Consider the following 14,262-nt stretch of genomic DNA (forward strand, 5'->3'; position numbering starts at 1 on the left):
GCACGGCCCTCCTAAGCTGGAGGCTCTGGATTTCAAAGGAGCCATCACATGAACCAAGCCAAACTCTTTCTCGTCGCAGCGATCGTCGGCCTGTCGTCTGCCGCCATGGCCGACACCGACACCACGCGTGACCAGCGCATGAACGACGCGCTCGAGAACTACCGCAACAGCGACGCTGCGGCCAAGAACCCCGAGCCGGGCCCGTTCGCCCGCGCCGAAGAAGCCACCAAGCGCGGCGTGCGCAAGGCCGGCGAGGCGGTCAAGACCACCGCTCAGCGCACCGGCGAAGGCATCGCCAACGGCGCTGAAAAGACCGGCGACGCGCTGCGCCGCACCGGCGAGAAGATCAAGGAAAAGGTCGCTCCGGCGCAGTAAGCGCCGAGCAGGTTCACGACATCGCGGGTTCGAACACCTCGACCCGGTTTCGCCCGGCCGACTTGGCAGCGTAGAGCGCCAGGTCGGCTTCTTTCGTGGCACGGTCGCGATCAGCCAGCGAGTCGAACACGGCAGACACGCCGATGCTGATGGTGCAGCTCAGATCGGCGCGCCCGCCGGGCCGCGCGATGCGCAACGCGGCCACTTCGGCACGCAATCTCTCGCCGAGGCCGACCGCCAGGCTCTTGTCGGCACCGACGCAGCCCACCAGGAATTCTTCGCCACCGACTCGGGCAACAAAGTCGTTGCCGCGCACACGGCGGGTGAGTGCTTCTGCGACATGGCGCAGGACGAGGTCGCCGGTGGCGTGCCCGAACTCGTCGTTGACGCGCTTGAAATGGTCCACGTCAACGCTGATCAGGGCGATGGGCAACGCCTCACGCCCGGAAAAATGGCGCACCAGCACGTCGTCGAGGCCGTTGCGATTGAGCACCAGCGTGAGCGCGTCGCGCGTGGCGAGTTCGAGCAACTGGCCGTTCAGGCGCACGAACACCATCCACAGCAGGTTCATGCCGAGCAGCACCACGGCCAGGCTTGCATAGGCGTAGTAGACCTGTGCCGCCACGCCCAGGGACATCGCCTCGATGCCGCTTGCCGCGATGTGCAGCCCACGCAGGCCGGTGAGCAGCGCGAGCCCGCCCATCAACAGGGCCAATGTCAGCAGCGGCGCGCGCAGGTTGCGCGCGTTCGGCGGTGCCCCGCGCAAGCTGGCGACTGCGATCGTGGCATAGACCGCGGCCAGCGTGAGGTTCAGCAGCGTGAAGCGGCCGACCATGCCCTCTTGGTGCGTGGCGAGTCCTTGCGCCGCGGCGTAGGCCAGGCCGCCGGCCGCCAGACGAGACCAGCGCAGCGGCGTGTCGTGTACCCACTGCCGCAAACCCGCCAGAAAGGCCAGTGCGGCGCAGACCATCGCCGTGTCCATCAGCATGCTGGCCGCCCAGCCCGCCGACGGCCCCAGCGCAAGGCGCGCCAGGTAAGTCGAACCGAACAGGATCGAACCTGCCGACCAGTGCGCCAGGCCACGGCTCTGAGGCATGCGCCTGCCGATGAGGTGGAACAGGCCACCCGAACAGATCAGGTTGGCGGCCAGGATGATGACGACGGTCTGGGGGTCCATGCGCGGGAGTTCCAGCGCGCATTATCGACAGCCTGCAGCCGTGCGCTGGCCGAGTCACGGCGCCCCGCCGAGCGACGCCGTAAACTGCCGCACACGACTGCAACCATCGAGGCCTGTGATGAAGTTCTGCGCCACTCTGTTCGCCGCTGCCCTGACGCTCGGTTCCCTCAACGCGCTCGCCCAGACCCAGGCGCCCGGCCTGTGGGAGCACAGCTTCAAGATCAAGTCGCAAGACGGCGAGATGGAAAAGGGCATGGCCGAGATGCAGAAGCAGATGGCCGCCATGCCGCCAGAACAGCGCAAGCAGATCGAAGACATGATGGCCAGCCGCGGCGTGAGCATGGGCGCGCAGGGCACCGTGGTGAAGGTGTGCGTGACCAAGGAAGACGCGGCGCGCAAGTCCGAGCCGCAGTTCCGCGAAGGCTGCACGCAGCAGGTGCTTCAGCGCAGCGCGAGCTCGATGAAGGTGAAGTTCGAGTGCACCCAGCCGCGCCCGATGAGCGGCGAGGGCGAGATGACTTTCATCAGCGACAAGGCCTACACCGGCAAGTCGACCATGACCTCCAAGGGCGAAGGCAAGACCCAGCAGATGACGATGGAGATGGCCGGCAAGTGGCTCGCGGCCGAGTGCGGTGACGTGAAGCCGAGGCCGGCGCCGGCCAAGTGACGGCGCCTGCTGCGGGGCTTCTTCATCCGGGGCCAGGCCGCTGGGCGGTGGCGGTGGCGGGCGCGGTGGCGCTCGCGGTCGCCATGGGCATCGGCCGCTTCGCGTTCACGCCGCTGCTGCCGATGATGCTGCACGACGGCGTGATCGACCTGCCCTCGGCCAGCTGGCTCGCCAGCGCCAACTACCTCGGCTACCTGGCCGGCGCGCTGCTCTGCACCTTTCAACCCTGGATCTGGGCGCGCGTGCCGCGCCTCCCACCGGTGCAGGCCACGTGGATGCTGCGCGCCGGCCTGGTGGCCACCGGCCTGCTCACGCTCGGCATGGCGCTGCCCTGGCCGGCGGCCTGGCCACTGCTGCGCTTTGCCGCGGGCGTGGCGAGCGCCGTGGTGTTCGTTTATGCCTCGGGCTGGGTGCTGTCGCAGCTGGCGCGCCTGCAGGCGCCGGCGATGGGCGGGGTGATGTACACCGGCCCCGGTGCGGGCATCGTCGTCAGCGGCCTGTTCGCGAGTGTGATGGTGCAGTGGCACTGGCACGCGGTGGACGCGTGGCTGGTGTTCGGCGTGCTCGCGTTTGTGCTCAGTGCCGTGGTGTGGCGCAGCTTCGGCCGCGGTGAAGCGCCGCGGCCCGCGGCGGCAGCGAACGCCGGTGCCGCAGCGCCCGGCGAGACCCACGGCGCCGTCGAGATCGGCTTTCTGTGCGGGGCCTACGGCATCGCCGGTTTCGGCTACATCATCACCGCCACCTTCCTGCCGGTGATCGCGCGAGCGGCCTTGCCCGGCTCGCCGTGGCTCGACATGTTCTGGCCGATCTTCGGCTTCGGCGTGTTCTGCGGTGCGCTCATCGCGAGCCGCATGCGCGTCAGCGGCGACCTGCGCCTGTTGCTGGCCGGTGGCTACTTCATCCAGGCGGCGGGCATCGCGGTGGGCCTGTGGAGCCCGACCCTGGCCGGTTTCGCGATCGGCAGCCTGATGCTCGGCCTGCCCTTTACCGCGATCACCTTCTTCGCGATGCAGGAGGTGCGGCGCCTTCGGCCAGCGCTCGCCGCGAGTTTCATGGGGCTGGCCACGGCCATGTACGGCATCGGCCAGATCGTCGGCCCGCCGCTCGTGGCCCTGCTGCTGCGCCACAGCGCCAGTGCCGGTGCCGGCTTCACGCGTTCGCTGCAGGTGGCGATGGCGGCCTTGCTGGGGGGTGCGCTGGTCTACCTGTGGATGGTGCGCGCCTACCCGATGCGGCGGGCCGGGTTGCCATGATCCGGATCGAAACGCTGGCGCATCACGAGCTGCCGGTCGCCAGCGAGATTCATGCTCTGCTGCTGCTCGCGTACGCCCAGGAAGCGCGGCTTCTGCGGGCCACCGATGCACCGCCCATGGGGCGCACCGCCCAGGACATCCAGGCCAGTGGCGACTGCTTTCTGGGGGCGCTGCGAGGCGACACGCTGCTCGGCTGGGTGGGCCTGGGGCCTGATGACGAGCCGGGCCAGATCGGCATCGCTTCGCTCGTGGTGCACCCGGCGCACCAGCGCCAGGGGGTTGCCGCTGCGCTGCTGGCCGAGGTGCTGCGGCGTGGTGCCGGGCACGTGTTCTCGGTCACCACGGGCGCGAAGAACACCCCCGCGCTGACGCTCTACCGCCGGCTGGGTTTCAGCGAGTACCGGCGTGGCACGCTCGGCCCCGACGCGCTCGAGATGGTCAAGCTGCGGCGCGCGGTGCCGGCCGAGGCCGATGGACGCTGACACCTCGCTTCGTGTCGGCCGGGCCGCCGACGCTCCGTTGCTCGCGGCGCTGGCGACCCAGGTGTTCCTGCACACCTACGCCACGCGCGGGATCTCGGCGGTGATCGCCGACCACGTGCTGGCGGAGTTCACACCCGCGAAGTTCTCCGCCTGGCTGGCCGACGACACGGCCGCCGTGCTGGTCGCCGAAAGACAGGCCCACCTCGTTGCGTATGCGCGCATCGCTTTCGGTGCGGTCTGCCCCGTGCCGGGCGGCGGCACGGTCGAGTTGGCCACGCTCTACGTGCAGGCGCAGTCCACACGTCGCGGTGTGGGGGCGGCCCTGCTGTGGCGGGCCCACGCGCTGGCCGCGCAACGGGCGATGTCGCCGCTGTGGCTCACGGTCAACGCGCAGAACGAGCGCGCGATCGCGTTCTACGCGGCGCAAGGTTGCACCCTGATCGGCAGCGCCCGGTTCGTGCTCGGCGGCGAGAGCCACCCGAACCACGTGCTGGTGCTGAACGACAGCAAGCAATCCGCTCGTTCCGAGGGTTAGCCACCTGCGCGCTTGACGGCGTGCCCCTGGGCCTTCAGCAGCCCGATCACCCGCTCGCAGTGGTCGCCCTGGACTTCGATCACGCCGTCTTTCACGGTGCCACCGGAGCCGCACGCTGCCTTGAGCTGTTTGCCGAGCTGCGCCAGCGCCGCGGCGTCGAGCGCCAGGCCTTTCACGAGCGTCACGCCCTTGCCGGCGCGGCCCTTGGTCTCGCGCGAGACCCGCACGACGCCATCACCCGCCGGCACCGGCTTCTGGTGGCACACGCAGGCGGCCACCGGCATGCGGCAGGCCGGGCACATGCGCCCGGCCTCGGTCGAATAGACCAGCCCGCCCGACGCGCGGTTGCCTTTCATCGCGCGACGATGCGCGTTCCGGTCAGTTGCTCTTGCGCTTCGACGAGCGAGGGCACGTACTTGCCACCGTGCCCGAGCGCGCTGGCGAGTGCGAGCGACTGGTGCACCGCTTCGCCCACCAGCGAAGGCACGTTCAGCGATTCGGCCAGGTGGGTGTAGTAGCGCAGGTCCTTGCGGGCGTTGTCGAGCTCGAACTTCAGGCCCGTGAGGTCGCCGTTCAGCGTCTTGGCCATCGCCTGGAACAGGCCCGAGTTCACCGCGCCGGCCGACACCAGCTCGACCAGCTTGCGCAGGTCGACACCGGCGCGCTGGCCGACCGCGAAGGCCTCGGCCGTGGCGGTGCAGATCGCCTGGCCGATGAAGTTGTTGAGCAGCTTGATGGTGTGGCCCGCGCCCGGCCCACCGACGTGGATCACGTTTTCGGCAAACCGCGCGATCACCGGCTGCAGCTGCGCGAAGTGTGCGTCGGTGGCACCCACCATCACGTTGAGCTTGCCGGCCTCGGCTTCGACCGGTGTGCGTGCCAGCGGCGCGTCGACGAAGCTCACGCCGGCGGCCGCGCACTGCGCGCGCAGCCGGGTGGTCGAGTCGGGCTCGCTGGTCGAGCAGTCGACGATCACGAGGCCGGCGCGTGCGCCCGCGAGCAGGCCGTTCGGGCCGAGCACCGCTGATTCGACCTGCGGTGAGCCGGTCACGCAGATGAACACGATCTCGGCGCCGCCCGCCAGCGCGGCCGGCGTGTCCGCTTCGCTCGCCCCGGCGGCCAGCAGGTCGGCCACGCGCTCGCGGTTGCGGTGCACGGTGAGGGCGAGCGGGTGGCCCTTGGCGTGCAGGTTCTTCGCGATGCCGTGGCCCATCAACCCGGAGGCGCCGATGAATCCGATCTTCTGCATGGTGGGGTTCCTTGGTGTGTCGTGGCCTCATTGTTCCAGCAACCGGATGCAACCAGCGGACCGAAGCGCTTGCACGGGGTTACACAACGGCCATGAACCCGGCGCCCCGAGCGGCCGACAAGCCTTTCAACGGCGCAGTTCTTCGTCATTCGCCAAACGCCGGGCGGCAAGGAAACACCATGACCATCACATCGCTCACCTTCACGCTGGTGAACTCTTATGCACCGCAGGCCGCCAAAGCCGCCACCGCGGTCGAGCGCAAGACAGCGCCGGCGCAGACCGACGATGCGGGCTGCGAGCACCAGCGCCCGGCGAGCCGCCAGAGCCGCTTTGCCGACGCGATGATGTCGGCGCTGCGCGAACTCGGTTTTGGCAGCACGCCGGCGCCGGCGGCGTCAACGCCCGCGAGCGCAGCGGCGGCCACGCCTGCCAAGAGCACCGCCACCGCGGCTGCTTCGGCCACGACCACAGCGGCTTCCGCCACGAGCACAACGGCCACTGCCACCGGTGCGGCGAGTGAAGCCGCGGCCACCAGCAAGGATGCTTCTGCCACGGTCGAGTCGGCCGTGCAGCAGTTCGCCCATGCGCTGTTCCAGGCACTGCGCCAGGGCGGCAGCAGCGGCAAGAAGGCCGACGACGGCAGTGACCGAGTCGAAGGCCACGGCCACCACCACCATCACCATCGCCACCACGGCGAAGGCCAGGGCTACGGCAACCTGTCGCAGCGGCTCGAATCGTTGTCGCAGACGCTCGGCGCAGCGGCGGCCCCGGCCAGCCCGGCCGGTGCGGCTGCGCCCAGCCAGACGCTCTCGCTCACGCTGACGGTGGACGACGGCGCGGCTGCTGCTGCTCCGGCTGTGGCCGCTGCCGCTCCGGCCGCGGCGACTGCGACGCCCGCTGTCGCCACGCCGGCTGCAGCCCCTGCGAAGAACGCGCTGCTCGACGCGTTCACCAAGCTGTTCAACACGCTCAAGCCCGCCAGCGCCGACGCGCCGGCCACCGACATGGCCGCGAAGCTGCGCCAGTTCCTGCACTCGCTCGCGCAATCGCTGGCGCCCGACACGACCGGCAGCGTGCAGCGCGCGCAGGTCGGCGGCATGCTCGACGTGAGCGCCTGAGCCGCGCCGGCGGCTCCCTACAATGGGTCGGACCCGATAGCCGACCCCTGCAGCGCCGCGTGCGCCGGTGTGGTTCGGTGATTCACCACCCCACCCCGGCGGAGGCTCACGTTGGCACACCCCACGAACCCGAAGCGGCTGCGGCCGCGCGTGAAGCTTCTCGCGGCCTTGGCGCTCGCGGCAGTCTTGTCGGCCTGCGGTGGCGGCGGAGGCTCCGGCACCGTGCCCAACAGCAGCGGCATTCCGCCTTCGTCGCAGTCGGCCCAGCAGTGCAGCGCCACCAACCCCTACGCTTCGGCGGGGCTCAAGACCGGCAGCCTGAGCATCGAGAAGCAGTGGCTGCGCTCGTACTTCGATGAAGCCTACCTCTGGTACGACGAGGTGCCGGTCGTCGACGCCGGCGCGGCGGCGTTCAGCAACAACGCCGACGTCTACACCTCGCTCGACAACTACTTCGACGCCTTGAAGACGCCGGCTTTCACGACCACCGGCGCACGAAAAGACCGCTTCGGCTTCACCTACCCCACCGCGCAGTGGAACGCGCTGTCGCAAGGCGGCGAGACGCCGGGTTATGGCTTCGAGCCGGTGTTCGGCTCGCTGGTGGTGAACGCGCAGAACCCGAACCGCAACATCCGCATCGCCTACGTCGAACCCGGCACCGAAGCCGCCACCAAGGCGCTGCGGCGTGGTGACCAGGTGGTGACCGTCGACGGCGTGTCGGCCGACGACAACACCCAGGCCGGTGTGGCCGTGCTCAACGCCGCGATCTTCCCCGGCACCGTGGGCGTGGCCCACCAGTGGGTCTTCAGCCGCGCCGGCTCGGCCAACTTCAGCGTCACGCTCACCACCGCCAACATCACCAAGGTGCCGGTGCTCAGCCGCAGCGTGGTGACCGCGATCGACGGCAAGAAGGTCGGCTACCTGGTGTTCAACGACCACCTCGCCACCGCCGAATCGCAGCTGATCGAAGCCGTGAACTACTTCGCCACCCAAGGCATCGACGATCTGGTGCTCGACGTGCGCTACAACGGCGGCGGCTACCTCTACATCGCGAGCGAGTTGGCCTACATGATTGCCGGCCCGGCGCGCATCCAGAGCCGCCTGTTCGAGCTGCTCAGCTACAACAACAAGCGCGGCGCGGGCACCACCACGCCGTTCTACAACACCAGCACCGGCGGGGTGTCCTTGCCCACGCTCGGCCTGGCGCGTGTGTACGTGCTGGCGCAGTCGGGCACCTGTTCGGCCAGCGAGTCGATCATCAACGGCCTGCGCGGTGTGGACGTGGACGTGCGGCTCATCGGCGGCACCACCTGCGGCAAGCCCTACGGCTTCACCGCCAAAGACAACTGCGGCATCTCGTACTTCCCGATCGAGTTCAAGGGCGCCAACGCCAAGGGCTTCGGCGACTACCCCGACGGCTTCGTGCCCGCCGGCAGCGGCAGCACCGGCATCGCCGGTTGCGCTGTCGCCGACGACCTGAACCACGCGCTCGGCGACACCGCCGAAGCCATGCTCGCCACGGCGCTCGCCTACCGCAGCACCGGTGCCTGCGCAGTGGTTTCGGCCGGGGTGGACCGGGCGCAGTCGGCGGCGCGATCCGGCGTGCCGACCAGCGGCGTGATGCTGCGCGGTCCGGCGCGCGAGAACCGCCTGCTGACGACCGGCCGCTGAACGGTGCCTGCATGAAGTCGCTCGGCAAAAGAGCCGTCGGCCTGCGCCTCGAACGCATGCAGGCCTCGAAGCTGTGGGCCGGCGAATCGTTCCGCAACGTCCACCCGATCCAGCCCGGCCTGCGCGACCTGGCCGCACCGCGGGTCACGCTGAGCGAGTTTTTGTGTGGCGGCGAGCGCCGCGTGCCCGAGGCGCCGCTGCCGGCGCTCGACCCGCTCGCGGCCTGGGGCAAGCCACCCGACACCGGCCTGCGTGCCACCTGGCTCGGCCATTCGACGGTGCTGATCGAGATCGACGGCCTGCGCGTGCTGACCGACCCGGTCTGGGGGCCGCGGGCCTCGCCTTCACGGCTGGCCGGGCCGAAGCGTTTCCAGCCCGTGCCGGTGGCGCTGCGCGCCGTGCCGCCGATCGACCTGGTGCTGGTCTCGCACGACCACTACGACCACCTCGACTACCCGACGATCCGCGAGCTGGCGAAGATGCAGGTGCCGTTCGTGACCTCGCTCGGTGTCGGTGCCCACCTCGAAGCCTGGGGCGTGGCACCCGAGCGCATCACCGAGCTCGACTGGTGGGAATCGCACACGCTGCCCGGCAGCGAGCTCACGGTCACGGCCACGCCGTCGCAGCACTTTTCGGGGCGCGGGCTGAAGGACCGCAATGCCACGCTGTGGTCGTCGCTGGTCGTGCGCACGCAGAAGCATTCCGTGTTCTTCAGCGGCGACACCGGCCTCACGAACGAGTACACGGCGATCCACGAACGCTTCGGAAAGTTCGACCTGGTGATGCTCGAAGTGGGCGCTTTCCACCCGTCGTGGGGCGACATCCACCTCGGCCCCGAACACGCGCTCGAAGCGCTCGCGCTGCTCGGCGGTGGCGCTTTCCTGCCGGTGCACTGGGGCACCTTCAGCCTGGCGCTGCACGACTGGGACGCACCGGCCGAAACCCTGCTCGCGCTCGGCCCGAAGCAGGGAGCGCAGCTCGTGATGCCGCGCCTCGGCGAAGCGGTCGAACCCCTGCGCGCCGAACCGGTCGTGCCCTGGTGGCGCGAGGTTGGCAAGCAGGTGCGCGGCAAGTCGAAGGTGGCCGAACCGGCGCCGATGACGCTGCCCAAAGAGATGCCCTGGCCGGTCGACTGAGCCGGGGCTCGGGCCATGCCGTTCGACATCTGGCGGTGATTTGCCCGATTGATCCACGGTTCATCGGCGCTGGTGCCGCCGACACTGCGCCTATGGTCAGCGCGCGGCCCGTGCGCACCCCAAGGAACAACACCATGAGCCTCGATCTTCACCGCGAACGCGCCTACTACCTTGCCCACCAGGACACCCTGTCGCAGCTCTACGGCGGCCAGTTCGTCGTCATCAAGGGCGAAGTGGTGCTGGGGGCCTATGACGACGCCACCTGGGCCGCGCCGCAGACACGCAAGCGCTACGCGGGCGGTGCTTTTCTCGTCGAAAAGGTCACCGCTGCCGCTTCACGCGCGGCCGAATACGCAGCCCGGTGAGCCCGTGCAACGGCCGTGTTGAGCCGTTGCCGCCCGCACCACGGGCCGCTCCTTTGAGGTAGGGTCGCGGCCATGCCGATGCCCACGCCGCCGTGCCACCCTCGATGGCCCTTGCCCGCCTTGCTGGTGCTGCTGGCGGCGGTGCTTGCCGGTTGTGCCTCGGGGCCGCCACGCGGTGGTTCGACCGCCTCGGCGCCGGCAAGCCGGCCGGCGCCGTCGTCCGAGCGTGACGGCGCCGAAGCCAACCCGCCGCCCGACCTGGCGCGGGTGCCCGATGCCGAACCGAAGCTCGAGCCAATCCGCAGCGGCGGCCCGAACAAGCCGTATGCGGTGCTCGGCCGCGACTACACCCCGATCACGCAAGACGCACCCTTCACCGAACGTGGCCTCGCTTCGTGGTACGGCCGCAAGTTCCATGGCCGGCGCACCGCCAGCGGCGAGGTCTACAACATGTACGCGATGACGGCCGCGCACCCGACGCTGCCGATCCCGAGTTATGCGCGCGTGCGCAACCCGGCCAACGGCCGTGAGGTGGTGCTGCGCATCAACGACCGCGGGCCGTTCCACCCCGGGCGCATCGTCGACCTGAGCTACACGGCGGCGCTGAAGCTCGACCTGCTGCGCGGCGTGGCGCCGGTGGAACTGCAGCGCATCACCTTCGACGACATCCGCACCGGCGCGTGGCGGCGTGAGGCCGAGCCGGTGCGGCTGGCTGAAGCGAGCAACGCGGCTTTGGCGCCGCCGCCGATGCCGGCGGCAGTGCCTGTGGTGCCCGAGCCCGTCGTGTCCGTTGCGTCCGTGCCGGTGGCCGAGGTCACGGCGCCTGCACCGGCGGTGTCTGCGCCGCTGGTCGACGCGACACCGGTCGCCGACGCCCCGGCCGCCCGCGCCTTCACCCAACCCGCGCGCGGTTTCTGGGTCCAGCTCGGCGCCTTCAAGCAGCGTGACGGTGCCGAGGGTTTTCACAAGCGCGTGAGCAGCGAAGCCGACTGGCTCGCGCCGTTGCTGGCGGTGTTCAGCGACGCGTCGGTGTTCCGCCTGCAGGCCGGGCCCTACCCGAGCCGCGACGAAGCGCGCGGCGTGGCCGAGCGGGTGCGCACGGCCTTGCAGCTCGTGCCGGTGATCGTGGAACGGCGTTAGCGCAGCATCATTTCGCGCGGAACACGATCTCTTTCATGCGCGCCAGCTTGGGCGAGACCACCGGCACCGTCAGCATCGTGCTGGCCACCGCCATCAGCAGCAGCGCGGTGAAGGTTTCGCTGGTGATGATCTGCTTGTCGAGCAACACGTTGGCGAAGATGATCATGATCAGCGCCTTGGTCTGAAGCAGCCAGCCGATCAGCGAGCTTTCGCCCGGCTGCCACTTCAGAACCCGCCCGGCCAGGTGCGTGCCGATCAGCTTGCCGCTGACCGACGCCAGCAGCAGCACGGCCGCGGCGATGAAGACCGCCGCGCCGCCCACGTTCCAGTTGGTGCGCAGGCCGGTGCTGAGAAAGAACACCGGCATCACGACCAGCAGCACGTGGCCGCGCAGCGCGTCCATCTGCTTCTGGTCGAACCAGTGTGAGTCCATGCTCGCGCCGGCGAGAAACGCGCCGACCATGAAGTGCAGGCCCGACCAGTCGGCGCCCAAGCCGCAGGCGGCGAGCCAGATCAGGCCGGCGTACCAGCGGTCGCGCTCGGGGATGGCGAGCATCAGCTTGCGAAAACCGTAACCCACCACCAGGAAGGCGAGCAGAAAGCCGCCTTGTTTGCCGACGCGCTCCCAGTCGAGCAGGATCAGTGCGAGCACACCCCAGATCGCGATGTCGTCGACGCTCGCGTAACGCAGGATGCGCTGGCCGATGGGCTGGCGCAGGATCTCGATCTTCTCCATCAGCAGGATCAGGATCGGCAGCGCCGTCACGGCACACGCCATGCCGATGCCGAGCACGAACTGCCAGCTCTGCCCTTTGGCGCCGACCCAGCCCGGGAACATCAGCATGCCGAGCGCCGCCACGCTGCCCAAGGCCAGCGGCACGCCGAGCGCCAGGCCGGCGGTGATGCCACTTTCGACGCGGTGTTCCCAGGCCTGGTGCAGGTCGAGCTCGATGCCGGCGACCCACACGAACACCATCACGGCCCACCACGCGATGCCGTTCAGGCTCTGGATCACCGGTGCGCTGAACACGAACTTGTAGTACTCGGGGAAGGCCGCGCCCAGCACGCCCGGCCCGAGCAGGATGCCGCAGATGATCTGCACCACCACCAGCGGCGCGAAGTACTCGGTGCGCCCGAGCCGCCAGATCAGGTAGGGTACGCTGAAGATGATCAGCATCGCGATCAGGAAGATTTCTGTGGTGCTCATGGGCGTACTGCGGAAGGCTGCACGGCGCAGCGAGATTCGTGTCCGGTCGGGCGGGCTCGAGTTTGCCACGCGTGCGTTGCCGTCCTTAAACTGCCGGCACCGAGCCCGGACCGAGGAGAACACCATGCGCCGAACCCCCTTCACCAAGCACCTGCGCCAGGGTTTGGCTGCCCTCTTCGCGCTGTGTCTTCTGCTGCCGCTGGCGCAGGCCCAGCGCATGCTCGAGCCGAGCGAATACCTGAAAGACCCGAAGTTCAAGGAGCTCTACGTCAAGGCGCTCGGCCCCAAGGCCAAGACACCCTGGCTCGCGAAGATGGACGGCCCGGCGCCCACGACCCGCAAGGTCCGCGTCGTCGGCAACGAGTTCGTGCTGGCTGCCTTCTGCAAGAACGGCGACTGCGGCGACAACAGCGCGGTGCTGCTCTACGCCGCCGACCGTGGCCAGCTCTACGGCACGATCTACGAGAAGGGCAAGACCACCGTGATCGGCGACCCGTCGCCTGGCCTGGCGATCGAGATCAACAAGCTCTGGAAGAAGGAGTGGCGGCAACAGTAGCGCGGCAACGGGTTTACGCCCATCGGCCGGCGCGGGCCGGCGTGCTTGAATCGGCCGGCCAACCCCGGAGACGCCGATGCACCGCACAACCACCTTCGCCCGCGCACTCGCCACCAGCGCACTGCTGTTCGCCACCCAGGCCGCACTGGCCGAGACCGTCAAGGTCGCCTTCATCGACGTGCTTTCGGGCCCGTTCGCCGCTGCCGGCGAGGGCTCGCTGAAGCAGTTGCGCGAAGTGGTGAGCCAGATCAACGCGCGCAGCGCGCCGAACGATCCGAAGTTCGAGGTGGTGCCCTTCGACGGCAAGGGCTCGCCGCAAGAGAGCGTCACGGTGCTCAAGTCGGCCACCGACCAGGGCATTCGTTACATCACCCAGGGCGGCGGCTCGGGCGTGGCCTTTTCGCTCGTCGACGCGCTGAACAAGCTGGCCGAACGCGAGCCGCAGAAGGCCACCGTGTTCCTGAACTACTCGGCGATGGACCCGGGCCTCACCAACGACCGCTGCAGCTTCTGGCACTTTCGCTTCTACCCGTCGAGCGAAATGAAGATCGAGGCGCTGACCACCTACTTCATGAAGCGGCCCGACATCAAGAAGGTGTACTTGCTGAACCAGAACTACACGCACGGCCAGCAGGTGTCGCGCGCGACGAAAGAGTACCTGGCGCGCAAGCGCCCCGACATCCAGATCGTCGGCGACGACTTCGTGCCGATCGCCACGGTGCGCGACTTCGCGCCCTACGTCGCGAAGATCCAGGCCTCGGGCGCCGACACCGTGGTCACCTCGAACTGGGGCAGCGACCTGGGCCTGCTGTTCAAGTCGGCGCGCGACTTCGGCCAGAACATCAACTTCTACACGATGAACGCCAACAACCCGAGCATCCCGGCCCAGATGGGCTCGTGGGGCGCCGAGAAGGTCGGCGTGATCTGGAACTGGGGCCACAACGCGCCCACGCCCGAGCTCGAGAAGATCTACGTCGACTACAAGAAGAAGACCGGCGACGACTTCATCTTCGCCGCGCACTGGAACAGCATGAACATGCTGCAGGCGGCGATGCGCAGTGCGAAGTCGACCGACGCCAAGGCAGTGGCCTTCGCGCTCGAAGGCATGAAGTACAAGAGCCCGGTCGGCGACATCGAGATGCGCAAGGCCGACCACCAGCTGCAGGCGCCGTTGTTCCTCGGCCTGTGGGCCAAGCAGGGCAGCAAGGGCGTGAAGTACGACGCCGAGAACACCGGCTACGGCTTCCGCTCCGAGGTGGTGTGGGACTCTTACGTCAGCTCGCAGCCCACTTCGTGCCAGATGCAGCGGCCGGCGCGCTGAGCGCGGCGGG

Annotated in this window: 16 protein-coding genes; 12 read left to right on the forward strand and 4 right to left on the reverse strand. The window is 69.1% G+C overall.

Annotated features, from left to right (window positions below):
- Positions 1-48 precede the first annotated feature (48 nt).
- Entirely contained in the window at positions 49-375 is a 327-nt protein-coding gene (locus AC30PD_RS19515; protein WP_489537347.1) for a hypothetical protein, read from the forward strand.
- 13 nt (positions 376-388) lie between these two features.
- On the opposite strand, the gene AC30PD_RS19520 is transcribed toward AC30PD_RS19515, so the two are convergent.
- Complete coding sequence (locus AC30PD_RS19520) at positions 389-1,552, reverse strand: GGDEF domain-containing protein (protein ID WP_489537348.1); 1,164 nt, start codon at positions 1,550-1,552, stop codon at positions 389-391.
- 118 nt (positions 1,553-1,670) lie between these two features.
- On the opposite strand from AC30PD_RS19520, the gene AC30PD_RS19525 reads away from it, so the two are divergent.
- The 4 genes from AC30PD_RS19525 to AC30PD_RS19540 are packed head-to-tail and all read left to right on the forward strand — an operon-like array spanning position 1,671 to position 4,489.
- Positions 1,671-2,219, forward strand: coding sequence for a DUF3617 domain-containing protein (locus AC30PD_RS19525; RefSeq protein ID WP_489537349.1), 549 nt, complete (start codon positions 1,671-1,673; stop codon positions 2,217-2,219).
- On the forward strand, positions 2,216-3,472 hold the full coding sequence (locus tag AC30PD_RS19530) for a YbfB/YjiJ family MFS transporter (RefSeq protein WP_489537350.1): 1,257 nt from the start codon (positions 2,216-2,218) through the stop codon (positions 3,470-3,472). The genes AC30PD_RS19525 and AC30PD_RS19530 overlap by 4 nt, the downstream gene beginning before the upstream one ends.
- On the forward strand, positions 3,469-3,954 hold the full coding sequence (locus tag AC30PD_RS19535; protein WP_489537351.1) for a GNAT family N-acetyltransferase: 486 nt from the start codon (positions 3,469-3,471) through the stop codon (positions 3,952-3,954). Before AC30PD_RS19530 ends, AC30PD_RS19535 begins: the two co-directional genes overlap by 4 nt.
- Positions 3,944-4,489, forward strand: coding sequence for a GNAT family N-acetyltransferase (locus tag AC30PD_RS19540; RefSeq protein WP_489537352.1), 546 nt, complete (start codon positions 3,944-3,946; stop codon positions 4,487-4,489). The genes AC30PD_RS19535 and AC30PD_RS19540 overlap by 11 nt, the downstream gene beginning before the upstream one ends.
- Here AC30PD_RS19540 and AC30PD_RS19545 read toward each other — a convergent pair.
- Complete coding sequence (locus AC30PD_RS19545; protein ID WP_489537353.1) at positions 4,486-4,845, reverse strand: translation initiation factor Sui1; 360 nt, start codon at positions 4,843-4,845, stop codon at positions 4,486-4,488. The genes AC30PD_RS19540 and AC30PD_RS19545 overlap by 4 nt on opposite strands.
- Positions 4,842-5,738, reverse strand: a complete 897-nt coding sequence (locus tag AC30PD_RS19550) for an NAD(P)-dependent oxidoreductase (protein ID WP_489537354.1) — start codon at positions 5,736-5,738, stop codon at positions 4,842-4,844. Before AC30PD_RS19550 ends, AC30PD_RS19545 begins: the two co-directional genes overlap by 4 nt.
- 179 nt (positions 5,739-5,917) lie before the next feature.
- Here AC30PD_RS19550 and AC30PD_RS19555 point away from each other — a divergent pair, with 179 nt between their 5' ends.
- The 5 genes from AC30PD_RS19555 to AC30PD_RS19575 all read left to right on the forward strand — a co-directional run bounded on the left by AC30PD_RS19555 (position 5,918) and on the right by AC30PD_RS19575 (position 11,168).
- Positions 5,918-6,856 carry a hypothetical protein gene (locus tag AC30PD_RS19555; RefSeq protein ID WP_489537355.1) on the forward strand — a complete coding sequence of 313 codons (939 nt, stop codon included), beginning with the start codon at positions 5,918-5,920 and terminating at the stop codon, positions 6,854-6,856.
- Positions 6,857-6,967: 111 nt separating this feature from the next.
- Positions 6,968-8,527: a S41 family peptidase gene (locus AC30PD_RS19560; protein ID WP_489537356.1), complete on the forward strand. Its 1,560-nt coding sequence runs from the start codon at positions 6,968-6,970 to the stop codon at positions 8,525-8,527.
- Positions 8,528-8,538: 11 nt separating this feature from the next.
- Complete coding sequence (locus AC30PD_RS19565) at positions 8,539-9,663, forward strand: MBL fold metallo-hydrolase (RefSeq protein ID WP_489537357.1); 1,125 nt, start codon at positions 8,539-8,541, stop codon at positions 9,661-9,663.
- A 134-nt stretch (positions 9,664-9,797) separates the two neighbouring features.
- Positions 9,798-10,028 (forward strand): hypothetical protein, encoded by a 231-nt coding sequence (locus AC30PD_RS19570; RefSeq protein WP_489537358.1) that lies wholly within the window; start codon positions 9,798-9,800, stop codon positions 10,026-10,028.
- Between the two features lie 111 nt (positions 10,029-10,139).
- Positions 10,140-11,168 carry a septal ring lytic transglycosylase RlpA family protein gene (locus AC30PD_RS19575; protein WP_489537359.1) on the forward strand — a complete coding sequence of 343 codons (1,029 nt, stop codon included), beginning with the start codon at positions 10,140-10,142 and terminating at the stop codon, positions 11,166-11,168.
- 7 nt (positions 11,169-11,175) lie between these two features.
- On the opposite strand, the gene AC30PD_RS19580 is transcribed toward AC30PD_RS19575, so the two are convergent.
- A complete protein-coding gene (locus AC30PD_RS19580; RefSeq protein WP_489537360.1) occupies positions 11,176-12,375 on the reverse strand; it encodes a cation:proton antiporter in 1,200 nt (399 codons plus the stop codon).
- Positions 12,376-12,499: 124 nt separating this feature from the next.
- On the opposite strand from AC30PD_RS19580, the gene AC30PD_RS19585 reads away from it, so the two are divergent.
- Entirely contained in the window at positions 12,500-12,931 is a 432-nt protein-coding gene (locus tag AC30PD_RS19585) for an Ivy family c-type lysozyme inhibitor (RefSeq protein ID WP_489537361.1), read from the forward strand.
- A gap of 76 nt (positions 12,932-13,007) precedes the next feature.
- Complete coding sequence (locus AC30PD_RS19590; RefSeq protein ID WP_489537362.1) at positions 13,008-14,252, forward strand: branched-chain amino acid ABC transporter substrate-binding protein; 1,245 nt, start codon at positions 13,008-13,010, stop codon at positions 14,250-14,252.
- The last annotated feature ends 10 nt before the right edge of the window (positions 14,253-14,262 follow it).

This window comes from Rhizobacter sp., assembly GCF_032229685.1.
Taxonomy (GTDB): Bacteria; Pseudomonadota; Gammaproteobacteria; order Burkholderiales; family Burkholderiaceae_C; genus LMDS01.

Bases quoted from the DNA above. Each gene is read 5' to 3' on its own strand.
- AC30PD_RS19515 (WP_489537347.1), top strand. From the start codon at position 49: ATGAACCAAGCCAAACTCTTTCTCGTCGCAGCGATCGTCGGCCTGTCG.
- AC30PD_RS19520 (WP_489537348.1), bottom strand. From the start codon at position 1,552: ATGGACCCCCAGACCGTCGTCATCATCCTGGCCGCCAACCTGATCTGT.
- AC30PD_RS19525 (WP_489537349.1), top strand. From the start codon at position 1,671: ATGAAGTTCTGCGCCACTCTGTTCGCCGCTGCCCTGACGCTCGGTTCC.
- AC30PD_RS19535 (WP_489537351.1), top strand. From the start codon at position 3,469: ATGATCCGGATCGAAACGCTGGCGCATCACGAGCTGCCGGTCGCCAGC.
- AC30PD_RS19540 (WP_489537352.1), top strand. From the start codon at position 3,944: ATGGACGCTGACACCTCGCTTCGTGTCGGCCGGGCCGCCGACGCTCCG.
- AC30PD_RS19545 (WP_489537353.1), bottom strand. From the start codon at position 4,845: ATGAAAGGCAACCGCGCGTCGGGCGGGCTGGTCTATTCGACCGAGGCC.
- AC30PD_RS19550 (WP_489537354.1), bottom strand. From the start codon at position 5,738: ATGCAGAAGATCGGATTCATCGGCGCCTCCGGGTTGATGGGCCACGGC.
- AC30PD_RS19555 (WP_489537355.1), top strand. From the start codon at position 5,918: ATGACCATCACATCGCTCACCTTCACGCTGGTGAACTCTTATGCACCG.
- AC30PD_RS19565 (WP_489537357.1), top strand. From the start codon at position 8,539: ATGAAGTCGCTCGGCAAAAGAGCCGTCGGCCTGCGCCTCGAACGCATG.
- AC30PD_RS19570 (WP_489537358.1), top strand. From the start codon at position 9,798: ATGAGCCTCGATCTTCACCGCGAACGCGCCTACTACCTTGCCCACCAG.
- AC30PD_RS19580 (WP_489537360.1), bottom strand. From the start codon at position 12,375: ATGAGCACCACAGAAATCTTCCTGATCGCGATGCTGATCATCTTCAGC.
- AC30PD_RS19585 (WP_489537361.1), top strand. From the start codon at position 12,500: ATGCGCCGAACCCCCTTCACCAAGCACCTGCGCCAGGGTTTGGCTGCC.
- AC30PD_RS19590 (WP_489537362.1), top strand. From the start codon at position 13,008: ATGCACCGCACAACCACCTTCGCCCGCGCACTCGCCACCAGCGCACTG.